This is a genomic window from Pectinatus sottacetonis (assembly GCF_015732155.1).
Taxonomy (GTDB): Bacteria; Bacillota; Negativicutes; order Selenomonadales; family Selenomonadaceae; genus Pectinatus; species Pectinatus sottacetonis.
Genome location: NZ_WIQK01000001.1, coordinates 262,811 through 280,000 on the forward strand (window position 1 = coordinate 262,811; position 17,190 = coordinate 280,000).

Genomic DNA, 17,190 nt, shown 5'->3' on the forward strand with positions numbered 1-17,190 from the left:
GATATGAAGGTGATTTGTATGAGTAACATAGCCGATCTAATTGAAAGCTATATATTACAGCGTTTAGCCGCACAGCAAAACCGCAATATAATTTTAAAACGTGCCGATATTGCCAATGATATAGAATGTGCTCCTTCGCAAATTAGTTATGTATTAAATACCCGCTTTACTTCAGACAAAGGATTCACAGTTGAATCACGAAGAGGACTAGGAGGATTTATAAGAATCACACGTGTACCATTGCAGGATTTAGTCTACAGTAATCTGATTGATAAAATAAATACTGATACTACTGTAAAAGACTTGCATAATATGATAGATTATATGTTAAGACATAGTATGATAAAAAATCGGGAAGCGGCTTTGCTCCTCCAATTTTTTGATAATATTTATGATAAATTTTCACCACCAGACAGAGTTGAACTATTACGCTCTATATTTGTGACTCTGGCTGACTTCGCGGAGGAGGAATAACAATGTTATGTGATAACTGTAAAAAGAATGAAGCTTGTATCCATATCACGCAAATAAACGGCAATAAAAAAATAGATCATTATCTTTGTGAAGAATGTGCAGCCCGCTATGGTGATTTCATCATGCAGGAAGAATCAGAAAATCAACCTGAATTTTTCTCCATCAATGATTTTCTTTCAGGAATTTTCCACAATACACCTCCTGCTGCTGAAAATGAACAGGAAACTGCTGACAATGAAGAATATGCCTGTCCTGCCTGTGGCATGACTTACGCTGATTTTGCCCAAACCGGAAAAATTGGCTGTAGTGTATGCTATGATACTTTTAGGGCCAGATTAGAACCATTGCTTCGCCGTATTCACGGTTCAAGCAAACATACGGGCAAAATTCCTCATCGGGCCGGTAAGACCTTGAATATGCAGCAGGAACTGTCTTTACTACGTAAACAGATACAGCAGTATATTGCCAATGAAGAGTATGAAAAAGCAGCTCAGGTGCGTGACTGCATACACCGCTTAGAAAAAGAACTTAAAAACAAACAGGGGGCTTAATGATGCTGCTACAAAATATTTTTACCGATAATAATGTATCCTGGATGGACGGTCATGGCCTTGACAGTGATATTATTTTATCAAGCCGCATACGTCTTTCCCGTAATTTTAAAAATCTCCCATTTCCCAATAGAGCCTCTAGTACCCAATTGACAGAAGCTAAAACAAGAGTTCTTAATACTCTTGACGATATTTCTGCTGCAGCAAAAACAAATTTTGTCTGTATAGATATGGATAAGATTACAAATTTGAAAAAAAATGTTCTTGTAGAAAAACAATTCATAAGCAGTAATTTTATAAAACATAATGAGGCAAGATCTCTTATTGTTAGTGCTGACAATAATGTTGCTATAGCCATCAATGATGATGATCACCTGCGTATACAATCTATGAAAAGCGGCCTTGATCTTACTGATTCACTTAAGCTTGTGTTTAATATAGATGACGCCATTGAAAAAAAATATGATATCGCTTTTGATGATAATATGGGCTATCTCACAGCTTATCCTACTAATCTTGGCACAGGACTCCGGGCTTCTGTAACACTGCATCTCCCCGGACTTACTACTACTAACCAAATTGGCAAAATAATCAATATTTCACCTCAGCTGGGGTTAGCAGTACGCGGTTTATTTGGCAATACTGCTTATGGAAATTTATTTCAGGTTTCCAACCAATTAACACTGGGATTTAGTGAAAAGGAATTAATCGAAAATCTGACAAGAACTGTGCAGGAAATTGTTTCCCATGAACGGGAAGCACGAAAGGCTCTTTTATCTTATGCTGAAGATAAGGTATGTGACCAAGCATGGCGGGCTCTAGGTATATTAAAATATGCCCGCAGTCTTTCTGCTAGAGAATTACTATCTTTGGCAAGCAATGTGCGTATTGGCATAGATGAAAAAATAATCACTAATGTCGACGCAGCTGTTTTTAATAAATTAATTATTGCGGGACGAAATAATTATCTTGCCAATTTACAAGAAAAAGAAACTATGTCACAACGTGAACTTGATAAAAAAAGAGCTGACATAACCCGTGAGATAATATCAAGTAACTCTATAAGGGAGTGATTTTTATGAATAACAAATTAACATTCAGTGCTGAGAAGGTACTTGAACTAGCTAGCTATGAAGCTAATAAACAAAGATGCGGCTATATTGGTACTGAACATATACTACTCGGACTTACCAAAGAAAATAAAGGAGTAGCTGCCAAGGCATTAGCATCTTTAGGCATAACACGTGATATGGTAAAAAGCCGCCTCAATAATATTATTATCATTCCGCCTATATTATCAAGCTCCCCTTTAACATATACACCGCTTGCCAAACTTGTCATGAGTCTAGCCGAAGAAGAATCCCATACACTGGGACAAGATTATATAGGAACGGAACATATCCTACTAGGGATCGTCGGACAAAAAGATGCTATTGCTGCCAAGGTGCTTATTTCTCTTGGAGCAGAACTGGATGTAATCCGCGCAACAATTATGGATATGATTGGTGATGGCCTGCATGATTTGAATTCTAATGAGGAACTTACTCCTGACAGTAATACATCATCGGTAAAAAAGACTCCCTTTTTAAATCGTTACTGCCGTGATCTAAAAGATCTTGTACTAAAAAATAAAATTGATCCTGTAATCGGGCGTAACAAGGAAATAGAACGTGTCATTCAAATACTGCTACGGCGTACTAAAAATAATCCTGTGCTGATTGGTGAACCCGGCGTAGGAAAAACAGCTGTAGCTGAAGGGCTGGCCCAGCGCATGCTTGAAGGTATAATGCCTAAATCACTGGCAAGCAAGCGTATAATGAGTCTAAGTATGACTTCAATCGTTGCTGGTGCCAAATATCGGGGTGAATTTGAAGAACGGCTGAAAAATATCATTGATGAAATTACACAGGCAGGCAACATTATTTTATTTATAGATGAGCTGCATACGCTGATCGGCGCAGGAGCCGCGGAAGGCTCGATTGATGCTGCCAATATTTTAAAACCAGCTTTATCGCGCGGAGAAATTCAAGTAATCGGAGCAACGACTTTAAATGAATATAAAAAATACATCGAAAAAGACTCTGCCTTAGAAAGACGTTTCCAACCAATTTTGCTTGATGAACCTAATGAAGAAGATGCGATAAATATTTTATTTGGTATCCGCAGCAAATATGAACAATTCCATCAGGCAAAAATAACTGATGATGCCATAAAAGCAGCTGTAAAATTATCAGTACGCTATATAACTGACCGCTATTTACCCGACAAGGCCATTGATCTTATGGATGAAGCGGCTTCTAAGGTCAGATTATCTACTATTTCTTATCCTACTGAATTAAAACAACTTAAGGAACAGCTTGATAAACTTAATGTCGATAAAAAAAATGCTATTAATTCCCAGGACTTTGAACATGCAGCCAGTATTCGCGACACAGAAAGCAAAATAAAACAATCATTAAAATCAGCGTTAGAAGAACTTAAAAAAAAGGAGGAAAAAGAAATTGTAGTAACTGCTGATGATATAGCTGACGTTGTGGCATCTTGGACTGGCATTCCGGCAAAACGCCTGGCTGATAAAGAAGCAAAGCGCCTTTTGCACATGGAAGATATTATCCACAAACGTATTGTTGGACAAGATACAGCTGTCACTGCTGTATCTAAGGCAATCCGCCGGGCACGGGCCGGTCTGAAAGATCCTAAAAGGCCTATAGGCTCATTCATGTTTCTCGGCCCCACAGGGGTAGGAAAAACAGAACTGGCACGTTCATTAGCTGAAGTATTGTTTGGTGATGAAAATGCCATGATACGTTTTGATATGTCGGAGTATATGGAAAAATATACTGTTTCACGCATGGTTGGAGCACCTCCGGGATATGTAGGCTATGAAGAAGGCGGACAGCTTACTGATATTGTCAGAAGAAAACCATATTCAGTAATATTACTGGATGAAATAGAAAAAGCTCATCCTGATGTTTTTAATCTTCTTCTGCAAATATTGGAAGACGGACGATTAACTGATGGACAAGGCCGTACTGTTAATTTCAAAAATACTGTTATCATAATGACTTCAAATGTTGGCGCTCAATTTTTAAGAAATTCTTCCACAATGGGCTTTAATACTGGTAATGACAAAGATAACGATTTTTCATCCGGTTCTAAGAAAATAATGGAAGAAGTGAAAAAATTATTTAAACCAGAATTTTTAAATCGTATTGATGAACTTATCGTATTCAAACCGCTGGATAAAGACAGTCTATTGAAAATAGTGGATATTTTATTGCTGGATGTCAAAAAGCGTATCGAAAATATTGGCATTAAAATTATTGTTGATAAAACGGCAAAACAATATTTATTAAATAAGGGAACTGATACTAAATTTGGCGCAAGGCCACTGAAACGGTCCATACAAAAATATTTAGAAGATGAATTGGCAGAAAATATTTTAAATAAAAATTTCACAGCAGGAAATACAATAGATATATCTTATAATAAGAAAAATGATAATTTAACTTTTTCTCTTCATAAGGAAAAAACAATCAATACCAATGCTTCCAGCAAAAATCAACCTGATGCAGAAACAACAGCTAATAAACCTGCTGTTGATTTAAAAAACAATGAATAACCAAAAAGATCTGTTATCACGCAATGATTCAGTATTAAAAAAACTTCTCAATTTTTTTCTCAATTTTTTTGCAGCTGCATTTTGGTTGATACGTTCTTTTTATAAACTATTTTTTCAATTTATCCAGAAAAATAAGGAGCGATGATTGTATTGCCAGTAAAAAAGAAAACCCTTTTTGTGTGTCAGGAATGCGGTTATAATGCTCCTAAATGGATGGGAAAATGTCCCGGCTGCGGTGCCTGGAACACTATGGTCGAAGAAACTGCAAAAACTACGGCAAAACATGGCTTATCGCTAGGACTGAACAAGGGAGAAATGCAAAAGCCCCAGCTTTTATCAGCAATCTCTTTGGCAAAATCACCTCGTTTCACCACTGGTTCAAGCGAACTTGACCGAGTACTCGGGGGGGGAATTATTCCCGGTAGTATGGTATTAATGGTAGGAGATCCCGGTGTTGGTAAATCAAGCCTAAACCTGCGGGTATGTTCATATGTATCTCAAGGGAAAAAAGTTCTTTATATTACTGGAGAAGAAAGCTTACAGCAGATCCGTATGCGGGCAGACAGAATACATGCACTTTCCGATACAATGATGGTTTTGAGCGAAACCAATATGGAATACATTAATGATAATGTAACAACCAATAAGCCTGATCTGCTGGTCATTGACTCCATCCAAACTATATTCCGACCTGATATCCAAAGTGCTCCTGGCAGTGTCAGTCAGGTACGCGAATGTGCTGTTGAACTTTTACGAATAGCCAAAACAAATGGGGTTGCAGTATTTATAATCGGACATGTTACTAAAGATGGTACTCTGGCCGGGCCACGTGTTCTGGAACATATCGTTGATACAGTTCTTTATTTTGAGGGAGAACGCAATGCTCAGTTCCGCATTCTACGGGCAATCAAAAATCGCTTTGGCAGCACCAATGAAATAGGTCTGTTTGAAATGCGTGATATTGGCCTTATTGATGTTCCTGATGCTTCCAAATTATTCCTATCAGAAACAATCCTTGATTCGGGTATCATCATAACTCCTACTGTAGAAGGTACACGTCCTCTGCTTGTAGAAATTCAGGCTCTGGTCACTGCTACTCCTTATATCCCACCACGACGGACTTCAGATTCAGTTGACATAAAAAAAATACAGCTATTATTGGCTGTATTGGAAAAAAGAGTTAATCTCAGTATGGGAGCATGTGATGTTTATGTGAAAATAGCCGGTGGGATAAAAATTGATGAACCAGCATGTGACCTAGCATTATGTATAGCTCTTACATCAAGTTTTACTAATAAAATAGTAAAACCCAAAACAATAGTATTTGGTGAAGTTGGCTTATCCGGTGAAATAAGAGCTGTAAATAGCGCTGATATCCGCGTAAAAGAAGCCTGCAAATTAGGATTTACAAATGTTATCGTTCCCCAGAAAAATCTTATGACTATTGGAAAAATCCCCCATGTAGCTATTTATGGCGTAAAAAACATAAAGGAAGCTTTAAAAATAGTTTTTCAATAATGAATAAATTTTATCATAAAAAGTAATAAAAACTGTCACAGCTAATGTAACAGCATTATATTTATTCAAGTATATGCTGTCAGGAAAATATCATCCTCTACTTGTTAAAAGTATAAAACTTAGTGTGACAGTTTCTTTTCTTTTTTGACAAAACACTTCCCATTTAGTATTATATTTCTATGTATTTCTATGTATTTCTATGTATTTCTATGTTTTATCTTTATAATGCTAAAGGTGGAATATATTAAATCATTTTTATTATACGCAATTATATTATATTTATCCTATATTATTTAACTTTGGAGATGAGTCTGTGTTAGAAAAAATATTACGCGTTTCTATAATAATTCTAGCTGCTATTTTTGGACTGGCTATTGTCCAATTAATAAGTCCTTTAATTGCCCTTGTTATAAGTACAGAATACCTTAACATCGATTTAAGCATTTTTGGTATTACGCTTGCCCACCTTATAATTGGTTTATTGGGTATTATCATTGGTGCAATCATCGGTTATATAGTTTCTCCGTATCTTATAATTTTATTAAAAAAATTCTCTAACTGGGTAGAGATCCAGCTTAACAAAATGAAAATTCATGATGTCATTGCCGGAGTATGCGGCCTGGCAATAGGACTTATAATCGCTAATCTGCTGGGAGCTGCTTTTTCCGGTGTTCCTATAGTAGGCAGTTATCTGCCTATTGTGTTCAGTATCGTACTTGGTTATCTCGGTATTCATATAACAATAAAAAAACGTGATGAAATAGTAGCTTTATTTCCCCGCCTTTTTCGTGAACAATCACGTGAGAAAAAAAATATTCCAGAAAGCATAACAGAAAAAAAGGCTTATAAGCTGCTTGATACCAGCGTAATAATCGATGGACGCATAGCTGATATATGCCAAAGTGGCTTTATTGAGGGGATTTTACTAATCCCGGTTTTTGTCCTGGAGGAACTGCAGCATATAGCTGATTCATCTGATTTATTAAAACGAACCCGAGGACGCCGCGGACTTGATGTATTAAAAAGGATTCAAACTGAATTTGACATGTTTGTACAAATTGATGAACGTGACTTTGATGATATTACAGAAGTCGATTCTAAACTTATCAAGCTGGCTCAGGTAGTTAATGGAAAAATTATAACTAATGATTATAATCTGAATAAAGTAGCTGATTTACAAGGTGTTCCTGTCTTAAATATAAACGAACTTGCTAATGCATTAAAACCAGTTGTTATTCCGGGAGAAACAATGACTGTTACTATCGTAAAAGATGGTAAGGAGCAAGGCCAAGGTGTAGCTTATCTTGATGATGGAACAATGATTGTCGTTGAGGGTGGCAGAAAATTCATTAATACAACTCTGCCGGTTGCCGTTACTTCTGTGTTACAGACGGCAGCCGGACGTATGATTTTTGCTAAACCTAAATAATAATATTTTTAATATACCATTTATATAGTTTGTTCTCTACACGATATAATAAAATGAATTATCTAAAATAAGCGATGATATTTTGCTGCAAATATTATTATAAAACTGACAAATAAAACTTTTATTAAAATTTCTTGATTTTAATAAAAGTTTTATCAAGAAACTAATATGCTGCGATAGTTGATATCGCAGCTTTTTGAAAATACACGGAGGAACATTATAAATTGATTACAGCTATTTTCCCGGCTGCTGGAAAAGGCAAGCGCATGGGCGCTTCTTTTAATAAAGTTTTTGCCGCCTTATCTGATAAACCTATTTTAATTCACACGCTGGTAAGTTTTTCCCGTTGCAGTCTTGTTGATAACTTTGTTGTAGTAGCTGCTCCTGAGGAAGCAGAAGCAGTCAGTAAAGTATTAAAAGCCATTCCAGGCATTAAGCCCTGTAAAGTTGTTATCGGTGGCACAGAACGACAGTACTCTGTATATAACGGACTTATGTCCGTTCCTGCTGCTGCTGACATTATCTTAGTCCACGACGCTGCCCGCCCGCTCATCAGTCCTGCCGTTATAAAGAATGTCATTGATGAAGTTAAACGTTCTGAAGCAGCTGTAGCTGCTGTCCCAGTTACAAATACGATAAAAGTAATTAACAACGAAAATTTCGTTATTAATACACCTGACCGCAAAACTTTATGGATGATGCAAACCCCACAGGGATTTTCTAAAGATTTGCTTATGAAAGCATATGAACAGGCTCGCAGTGATAATTTTTTAGGAACAGATGATGCCAGTCTAATAGAACATATTCATCATCCTGTAAAAATTGTCATGGGTGATTATAAAAATATAAAAATTACTTCTCCAGATGATTTAATATTTGCTGAGGCTATTTTAGGTAAAAAAGCCGTATCCAAGGTAAAATCCGAACTTTCCAGTGCTATATCTAATGCTTTTGAAGATATGAAAACAAAATTATTAAGAACGAGGCTGTAATAATGAGAATAGGTTCAGGTTATGATGTTCATAAATTAGCTTTTAACCGCAGATTAATAATTGGCGGTGTCGATATTCCTTTTTCCCAGGGACTTCTGGGACACTCTGATGCTGATGTACTATTACACGCTATAGCTGACGCTCTCCTGGGAGCAGCAGCTTTAGGCGATATAGGGCAGCATTTTCCCGATACAGATGATAAATACAAAGATATTTCCAGTATGATTCTTTTAACAAAAGTAAATGAACAACTACAGCAACATAATTATAAAATAATTAATATTGATGCTACCATAATTGCCCAAAAGCCAAAAATGGCACCTTATATCATGGCTATGCGGGAAAATACTGCCATGGCTTTATCCATAAATATAGAACAGATAAATATAAAGGCTACTACCGAGGAAAGTCTGGGTTTCACTGGCCGAGGTGAAGGCATCGCTGCTAAAGCAGTGGCACTTATTGACAACTAAAACGGTTATATATATGATTAATCATTGTAGTATAAGTCTATTTCTGATAAAATATACTTTACACGTATTATTGGAGGTAATAAATAAATGTCAGAACAAATCAGAGTTCGTTTCGCTCCCAGCCCAACCGGTCCATTCCACATCGGTGGAGCCCGCAGCGCTCTTTTTAATTGGCTGCTTGCCAGAAAATATCCAGAAGGTAAATTTATTTTACGCATAGAGGACACCGATAGAGTAAGATCCAGTAAGGAATCGGAGGAAAACATCAAGGAGGCTCTGAAATGGCTTGGTTTAACTTGGGATGAGGGTGTCGATGTCGGAGGCGAATATGGTCCATATCATCAAATGGAACGCCTTGATATTTATAAAAAATATGCCCAAAAACTGCTCGATGAGGGAAAAGCTTACTACTGTTACTGTACAGAAGAAGAAATAGCAAAAGAACGCGAAACTTTGATGAAGGAAAATAAAATGCCCATTTATCAAGGTCATTGTCGTAACCTAACTCAGGAACAAATAGCAAAATACAAGGCAGAAGGACGAAAACCTACCATACGTTTTCGCACACCAGAAAATCAAACGGTGGAATTTGATGATATGGTTCGCGGTCATATGGAATTTGATTCCAATGGCATTGGGGATTTCGTTATAGTAAAAGCCGATGGCATACCTGTATATAATTTTGCCGTAGTTATAGATGATGCTCTCATGAAAATATCGCATGTTGTACGGGCGGAAGAACATCTTTCCAATACACCACGTCAAGTCGTAATCTATCATGCACTGGGTTTTAAAGTTCCTATCTTTGCCCACATATCACTTATTCTAGGGAAAGACCATTCTAAAATGAGCAAACGCCACGGTGCTACTTCAGTCGAACAATATAAAAATTTAGGATATCTGCCGGAAGCACTTGTCAACTTTTTAGCTCTGCTAGGTTGGTCGCCACAAGACGAAAAAGAAATTTTTTCTTTAGATGAACTAATTAAAGTTTTTTCAATGGATCATGTAGCTAAAAATCCAGCTGTATTTGATATTGATAAATTAAACTGGCTTAATGCACAATATATGAAAAAACTCAGCCCGGAAAAAATTACTATGATGGCTATTCCCCATCTCGTTGAAAAAGGTTATTTAAAAACTGCCGTGCCAACTGAAGAAATGGCGAAATTAGTACGTTTTACGGAAATTATCCGTGACCATTTAAGTTATGGTGCCCAATTTCTTGATTTTGCGGATTTATATTTTAATGATAATATTCTGGTTACTGATGATGAAATGAAAAAAACACTAAATGACGAAACCGTACCATCTGTAATAGAACTTTTCAAACAGAAACTTGATACTATCGACGGATTTGATGCTGTACACATCCAGCCCATATTTAAACAAATAACCAAAGAACTTAAAATTAGCGGAAAAAAGGTCTATATGCCTCTCCGTATTACTATAACCGGACAAATGCACGGACCTGATCTTGCTGGAATAATAGAAGTTCTCGGACATGATCGTGTTTTAAAACGTATCCAAAAAACCATGCCCACACTATAATTAAGAATTATTTACTGGAAATTAAAGGTGTGTTTTAAAACAATTTATAATGTTTTTTTACACATCTTTTTCTTTAGGAGAATGCTATGAAATTATTACATATGTTAAAAAAAGATATCCGAGTAGTTTTTGAGCGTGATCCTGCCGCCAGAAGCATTTTGGAAGTCATTCTCTGTTATCAAGGGCTGCATGCTATATGGTTATATCGCATTGCCCATTGGTTTTACCAGCATAAATTTATTTTGCTGCCCCGTTTAATATCCAACTTTGCCCGCTTTTTAACAGGAATAGAAATCCATCCTGGTGCTAAAATCGGCCCAGGTTTATTTATAGACCACGGCACTGGTATTGTTATCGGAGAAACAGCTGAGCTGGGATGTAATGTAACTTTATACCAGGGTGTAACTTTAGGCGGCACCGGTAAAGAAAAAGGCAAACGGCATCCTACTATTGGCAACAATGTCGTCGTTTCCTCTGGAGCTAAGATCCTTGGATCATTCAGCGTGGGCAACCACGCCAAAATAGGTGCTGGTTCCGTAGTTTTAAAAGAAGTACCTGCTTATGCTACTGTCGTAGGTATTCCGGGCCGAGTTGTTCTAATGAAAGGCAAGCGGATAAATAAACCTTCTATTCCCGATGAAACATTAAAAAATAAAGTTTATTCTGATGCTTTAAAAAAAGAACTGGCTGAAGAGCTTGATGTTGATTTGGCTCATGATAAACTTCCCGATCCAGAACTTGATATGATAAAGGGTCTTCTAACAAAAGTTAAGGACTTAGAAGAAAAAGTAGCAAATTTAGAAAAGAAATGAGGATACAATGCTTAAAGTTTATAATACTCTAACTAAAAAAAAGGAAGAATTCCATCCTGTTATTCCTGGACAAGCTAGTATTTACGTCTGCGGCATAACTCCATATAATGACCCTCATATAGGTAATGCTAGACCTTTCGTCACCTGGGATGTCATTAAACGCTTTTTGCGTAAACTTGGTTACAAAGTCAAACACGTCCAAAATTTCACAGATATTGATGATAAAATAATCCGTACAGCCAACCAAAAACACTTAACATGGAAAGATATTTCTGATAAGTATATTAAAGGATATTTTGAAGTGATGGACAAACTCAATATCATACATGCTGATATATATCCGCGCGTATCTGAAACTATGCCCGATATTATTAATATGGTTAAAGGTCTTATTGATAAAGGATTTGCTTATACAATAGACGGTGATGTATACTTCAGTGTAGAAAAATTTCCCGGTTATGGCAAACTCAGTGGTCGTAAACTGGACGATATGCAGGCCGGTGCTAGGATTGAAGTAGATAAACGCAAACATCATCCAATGGATTTTGCCTTATGGAAAAGTGCTAAACCAGACGAACCTTCATGGGACAGTCCCTGGGGTAAAGGTCGCCCTGGCTGGCATATAGAATGTTCTACTATGTCCTTAAAATATCTAGGCAAAAAATTTGATTTTCACGGTGGCGGCAGTGACCTTATATTTCCACACCATGAAAATGAAATAGCCCAGTCACAGGCTTACTGCTGTGATGATCATTCTTTTGCGCAATACTGGCTTCATAACGGTTTCATAACGATAAATCAGGAAAAAATGAGTAAATCCTTAAATAATTTTTTCACTGTCAAAGATATTTTGAAAAAATATCCTGCTGAAGTATTACGTTATTTTCTCGTAGCCACTCATTACCGCAGTCCGCTTGACTTCAGTGATGAACGTTTAAACGAAGCCCAAACAAGCTTAGCGCGATTAAATAATGCTAGGGAAACATTAGATGAGCTCAGCAAAACTGCACAAGAAAACAATAACACTGCGGCATCATTATTTTCCTACGCCTGTGAAGCAAAGAAAAACTTTTATGATGCCATGAATGATGATTTCAATACAGCTCTGGCTCTTGCTAATATGTTTGACCTGACAAAAAAAATAAATATATATTATCAAGCCGTAGTTACTGGAGAAATTACACCTGATAAGGCTAATATTACTAAAATAATCACTATTTTTAATGAAATGACAGATATTCTCGGTATTTTACAAAATTCCCCTTCCAGACAACAGGAAAATTCCCAACTTATTAATAAACTAATGGACATAATAATATCAGTCAGACAGGATGCTCGGGAAAATAAAAACTGGAATATTTCTGATAAAATACGAGACGAATTAAAAAATATCGGCATAACAATAGAAGATTCACCTACTGGTGCCAGGTGGAAAAATTAATGCGTTTTGCTCATTATCAATACCTATGCAGTCATATATTTGAAACAGATGCTACCGGCAATATCAAACCACATTATGATAAAATTATCACCGATAAACTACCCTTGTTAATATTGGCTTATATCGGTGATGCATATTTCCATTTATTTGTGCGTACACGGTTGCTTTCTTTTGAACAAAACAAAGTGCAAGTGTTAAATGATTTCAGTGCAAAGATAGTTTCTGCCACTTATCAGGCAAAAGCTTATAAATCTTTGAAAAAATATTTGACACCAGAGGAACAAAAAATATTTCACCGCGGCTATAATGCAAAATCTCATGCCCCACGTGCATCAAGTGTAGCTGACTATCATACAAGTACCGGATTTGAAGCAATCATCGGTCATCTGCAGTTGAATGAAAATACGACACGCTTAAATGAAATATGTGAAAAAACTTTTCAAATCATCATAAAAATAATTCATGATGAACAAAAAATATGATTTTATATCATGTTCCAGCTGTGTTATTAAATAAAATAAAATATAATATTTAGCAGAGTAAGTGACTGTGCGTTAAGTGTCAGATGTACGGGGAGTTGACATCTGAACGAAAAACTTAAAAAGTTTGCGATACAGCCACTGCATCCCGCTGCTGCATATAAGAGAATACCTCTCCATATGTAGCAACGTATTGCTAAGCATATGGAGGTGTTTTTTATGCGTCATTTTTCAACAAAAACACTTGTTTTAACTGGTGTTTTTATTGCGCTAACAATTATTTTTACGCATATTTTTGCTATTCAGACTCCTTTTATCCGTATTGATTTTGGTTTCCTTCCCATTGCAGTATACGCTATGATTCTTGGTCCAATACATTGTGCATTAATGGCAGCTGTCGCTGATATATTAGGCTGTATACTATTAGTTCCAGGATTATATTTCCCAGGATTCACTATAAGCAGTTTCTTTAACGGTTTAATACTAGGTTTTTTCCTACACAAAAAAAACCTTACCTTAAAAAAAATATTCTTATGTTTTTTTATTACTTTTCTTCTTATAGACACTATCCTTAATACATTGTGGCTGTCTATACTTTACAACAAGGCTGCTTCTGCATTTATCTGGGGGCGCCTTATTAAAAGTATTATATTTTTACCAATCCACAGTTTCCTATGTTACCTTATATATAAAACTATGAAGCCATATATAAAATAACATAACCTTAATAAAACACTAACAAAAAAAATTCCTTATATGATATATTAAACTTGAGATTATCATAATATATTATATAAGGAGTTTTTTTATGAAAATTATGGGAAAAAAGAACATGCTCTTAGCATATTCTCTGGCTGCTCTATGCGTTACTTCAACTGGTATAGGTCTTGCTGCAACAAACCACTGGAATGATGCCTCTCTGACTCCCGCCCAGATAGTAAAAACCCAGCTGAGTAATAAAACAGACTGGCAGCTGTGGAAAAATAACTGGGACAAGATCAAAACAGATTATGAACAAGTATCTTTTGCTCCAGGTGCAGATGCATCACGTCTAAACTTTGGCTGGTATTCCAAGAATAGTACAAATACTGCTCAAGTACGTGTCAGCAAAAATAAAAACATGGCTGATGCTAAAAATTTTTATGGTACCTGCGAAAAAGGTACTATAATAAATGATCAGCAATATTATACTAACAAAGTTGAAGTCACCGGACTTAAACCAGAACAGAAGTACTGGTATCAAGTAAAAATTGATGATCAGTGGAAATCTCCCCAAGAATACAAAACCGGTAATCCCAATAATTTTTCCTTCATGTATGTCGGTGATCCGCAAATAGGTGCCTCTAAAAAACAGACTTCAGCTGAAGGCACCTTCCAGACACAGGATCTGGCCGCAAGAAATGATTCTTACAATTGGAATAAAACTCTGAATTCTGCTATAAGACAGCACCCTGAAATAAACTTTCTAGTTTCTCCCGGTGACCAGATAAATGAACCTGCAGCTGATAATGACCCTAAAAAAATTCAACTACAGGAATATCAATATGCTGGTTATTTATCGGCTGCTGTTTTACGTAATTTACCAGAAGCAACAAGCATTGGCAACCACGACAGCATGACCACTGGTTATAAAAATCACTTTAATGTCCCAAATCCTTTTATGGAAGAAAGCAGTCCCACAAAAGCAGGCCATGGATATTATTATACATATGGAAATGTCTTGTTTATGGTTATTAACGCTAATAATTACAATGCTGCCGACCATGAAGCCCTTATTAAAAAAGCTATTGCTGCATACCCAAATAAAAAATGGCGCATCGTTGTTATGCATCAGGATATATACGGAAGCGGCCTTGATCACTCTGATTCAGACGGAATGCTTCTGCGTACCCAATTAACCCCGATCTATGATGCCAACCATATTGATGTTGTTCTCCAGGGGCATGATCATACCTATGCCAGAACATACCAACTCAGCAGCAATGGACAACAGATTCCTGATTTCGCAAAATTTAAAATGGGTCAAAGCGGACAAAGCCACGAAATATTAAATGAAGCCTTAAAAGATAAAAATATAAAACAAAATTATCTGGCAGAAAATAAATGCTATACTATAAAAGATATGCAACAGGGTACGTTAGTTAACCCTAAGGGAACTTTTTATATGTCTTCAAACTCAGCTACAGGATCAAAATACTATAATCTCCTGCCATTACAGCAGGACTATATAGCTGCCCGCAGCCAGACCTGGCGTCCAACTTATTCTGTAATTAATGTAACTGCAGATAAATTCACCATCAATACTTATGATGCCATGACCGGCACTCCGATTGACAAAACATACAGCATTATCAAAGATTGAACAAAGCTCCATTTTAAAATACGGAAAGAAAATAATTTCTTTCCGTATTTACTTTTACAAAAAATAATCTGGTAAAGGATAACAAGTTTATTTATGAAAAAAAACCGTAAATTCTTATATCGCTTTCTGCTAATAATTTTATTAGCAATAACAGCTTTAAATATATACACTTATGGTCAGGTTAAAAGACCGCACTTAGTAAATACCAACGGAAGAACTTTTGAAAAAGCTTCTGTAATAAAAATCCTGCGTGATAATATTCAGGAAAATGGCAGCCGCATTGGTGATCAAATTGTACTTTTAAAATTAAATAACGGTAACATTATTAAAGCTAACTGTCCCAATGGAATGTTATTTGGTACAATCTGTCACCCCAATATGGAAGTAGTGGTAATTTCCAGCTATATCGGAAATACTGCTATTCATACAGTTTATAGTATGGATAGATCTAAACCATTATTTTTATTTATTGGTGTATTCTTACTATTGCTCTGCCTTATCGGCGGAAGAAAGGGAATCAAATCATCTATTGCCTTGATTTTTACCTTTACCTGTTTTATATTCTTATTTTTTCCCATGCTAATGCATGGAGTACGCCCCATTATGGCAGCAGTGCTAACTTCTTTTATCATTCTTATTTCGACCATTTACTTAATAAATGGTCCTACTATAAAATCTCTGGTAGCTGTAGCAGCTTCTTTCTGTGGTATTTCAACAGCATGCATAGCCGCTTTATTGTTCGGCTGGAGTGCTTCTTTATCAGGTTACAATGTTTCAAATATAGAATCACTGCTTTTTATTGAGCAAAACACACCTATAAATGTAGGTGAATTATTATTTGCTGGAATATTATTCGCTAGTTTGGGAGCCGTCATGGATATAGCCATGGACATATCTTCTGCAGTCTTTGAATTAAGCCGTCATAATAAAGGAATGACTCCGTATACGCTTTTTACCAGTGGCATGAATGTAGGCAGGGATGTAATGGGAACAATGTCTTCAACCCTGATTCTGGCATTTTTTGGCAGCTCATTAGGTATGTGGGTACTTGACTATGTATATGCCCTTCCCTATTTGCAATTAATCAATTCCAATGCCATAGGAATTGAACTGATGCAGGGCTTGTCAGGAAGCTTTGGTGTTATTTTAACAGTACCAATAACAGCAGTTTTTTCAGCTTGGTTTCCTGTTTATATCAAACAATGGCAGACTAAAAATTTTTTTAATATAAAAATTTTCTCTATATTACGGCATAAATAAATTTATTTTAAACCTCACCATCATCCATAATACCTAATTTTCTTTTCCAATAACGTGAATAAATAGCACCTAATGGATTATGGGCTAATAATCGATCTTTTACCACCAGTGTAGTAACAGGTCCTGGACAATTTTTATTAAAAATTGTATCATGACCTACACATAATCCACATGAAATATAAAGTTCCACATTATTTTCCGCTAAAAATTTAGCTTGAAATTTAGG

At 36.1% G+C, this 17,190-nt stretch carries 16 protein-coding genes and 1 riboswitch (1 of these 17 running past the window's edge); of the genes, 15 read left to right on the forward strand and 1 reads right to left on the reverse strand.

The genetic code is table 11. The features are described from left to right. The first annotated feature begins 18 nt into the window (after window positions 1–18). The 15 genes from I6760_RS01120 (at window position 19) to I6760_RS01190 (ending at window position 16,964) form a co-directional block, all read left to right on the forward strand. The gene (locus I6760_RS01120) at window positions 19–474 is read left to right on the forward strand and encodes a CtsR family transcriptional regulator (RefSeq protein ID WP_196592700.1); all 456 of its coding nucleotides are present in this window, start codon (window positions 19–21) and stop codon (window positions 472–474) included. Between the two features lie 2 nt (window positions 475–476). Continuing rightward, on the forward strand, window positions 477–1,025 hold the full coding sequence (locus tag I6760_RS01125; RefSeq protein WP_196592701.1) for a UvrB/UvrC motif-containing protein: 549 nt from the start codon (window positions 477–479) through the stop codon (window positions 1,023–1,025). Continuing rightward, window positions 1,025–2,098 carry a protein arginine kinase gene (locus I6760_RS01130; RefSeq protein ID WP_231036025.1) on the forward strand — a complete coding sequence of 358 codons (1,074 nt, stop codon included), beginning with the start codon at window positions 1,025–1,027 and terminating at the stop codon, window positions 2,096–2,098. The genes I6760_RS01125 and I6760_RS01130 overlap by 1 nt, the downstream gene beginning before the upstream one ends. 5 nt (window positions 2,099–2,103) lie before the next feature. Further along, window positions 2,104–4,647: an ATP-dependent Clp protease ATP-binding subunit gene (locus tag I6760_RS01135; RefSeq protein WP_196592702.1), complete on the forward strand. Its 2,544-nt coding sequence runs from the start codon at window positions 2,104–2,106 to the stop codon at window positions 4,645–4,647. 150 nt (window positions 4,648–4,797) lie between these two features. After that, a complete protein-coding gene (gene radA, locus I6760_RS01140) occupies window positions 4,798–6,165 on the forward strand; it encodes a DNA repair protein RadA (protein WP_196592703.1) in 1,368 nt (455 codons plus the stop codon). 313 nt (window positions 6,166–6,478) lie between these two features. Next, window positions 6,479–7,594 (forward strand): PIN/TRAM domain-containing protein, encoded by a 1,116-nt coding sequence (locus I6760_RS01145; RefSeq protein ID WP_196592704.1) that lies wholly within the window; start codon window positions 6,479–6,481, stop codon window positions 7,592–7,594. Between the two features lie 224 nt (window positions 7,595–7,818). Then, on the forward strand, window positions 7,819–8,586 hold the full coding sequence (gene ispD / locus I6760_RS01150) for a 2-C-methyl-D-erythritol 4-phosphate cytidylyltransferase (RefSeq protein WP_196592706.1): 768 nt from the start codon (window positions 7,819–7,821) through the stop codon (window positions 8,584–8,586). After that, complete coding sequence (gene ispF / locus I6760_RS01155; RefSeq protein ID WP_196594708.1) at window positions 8,586–9,059, forward strand: 2-C-methyl-D-erythritol 2,4-cyclodiphosphate synthase; 474 nt, start codon at window positions 8,586–8,588, stop codon at window positions 9,057–9,059. Before ispD ends, ispF begins: the two co-directional genes overlap by 1 nt. A gap of 87 nt (window positions 9,060–9,146) precedes the next feature. Beyond that, a complete protein-coding gene (gene gltX, locus I6760_RS01160) occupies window positions 9,147–10,610 on the forward strand; it encodes a glutamate--tRNA ligase (protein ID WP_196592707.1) in 1,464 nt (487 codons plus the stop codon). A gap of 86 nt (window positions 10,611–10,696) precedes the next feature. Then, complete coding sequence (gene cysE / locus I6760_RS01165; protein WP_196592708.1) at window positions 10,697–11,422, forward strand: serine O-acetyltransferase; 726 nt, start codon at window positions 10,697–10,699, stop codon at window positions 11,420–11,422. 7 nt (window positions 11,423–11,429) lie between these two features. Continuing rightward, window positions 11,430–12,863, forward strand: a complete 1,434-nt coding sequence (cysS, locus tag I6760_RS01170; RefSeq protein ID WP_196592709.1) for a cysteine--tRNA ligase — start codon at window positions 11,430–11,432, stop codon at window positions 12,861–12,863. Continuing rightward, the gene (locus tag I6760_RS01175; RefSeq protein ID WP_196592710.1) at window positions 12,863–13,345 is read left to right on the forward strand and encodes a Mini-ribonuclease 3; all 483 of its coding nucleotides are present in this window, start codon (window positions 12,863–12,865) and stop codon (window positions 13,343–13,345) included. Before cysS ends, I6760_RS01175 begins: the two co-directional genes overlap by 1 nt. A gap of 51 nt (window positions 13,346–13,396) precedes the next feature. Next, window positions 13,397–13,498, forward strand: a riboswitch (THF riboswitch). A 63-nt stretch (window positions 13,499–13,561) separates the two neighbouring features. Continuing rightward, a complete protein-coding gene (locus tag I6760_RS01180) occupies window positions 13,562–14,059 on the forward strand; it encodes a folate family ECF transporter S component (RefSeq protein ID WP_196592711.1) in 498 nt (165 codons plus the stop codon). 91 nt (window positions 14,060–14,150) lie between these two features. Continuing rightward, complete coding sequence (locus I6760_RS01185; protein ID WP_196592712.1) at window positions 14,151–15,704, forward strand: purple acid phosphatase family protein; 1,554 nt, start codon at window positions 14,151–14,153, stop codon at window positions 15,702–15,704. 93 nt (window positions 15,705–15,797) lie between these two features. Further along, on the forward strand, window positions 15,798–16,964 hold the full coding sequence (locus tag I6760_RS01190) for a YibE/F family protein (protein WP_196592713.1): 1,167 nt from the start codon (window positions 15,798–15,800) through the stop codon (window positions 16,962–16,964). A 7-nt stretch (window positions 16,965–16,971) separates the two neighbouring features. On the opposite strand, the gene I6760_RS01195 is transcribed toward I6760_RS01190, so the two are convergent. After that, a protein-coding gene (locus tag I6760_RS01195; protein ID WP_196592715.1) for a DUF1847 domain-containing protein crosses the window boundary here: on the reverse strand, window positions 16,972–17,190 show its 3' end. The gene runs 387 nt beyond the window's last position; only the last 219 of its 606 coding nucleotides appear in the window; its start codon lies beyond the right edge, outside the window — the gene reads right to left on this strand; it ends in the stop codon at window positions 16,972–16,974.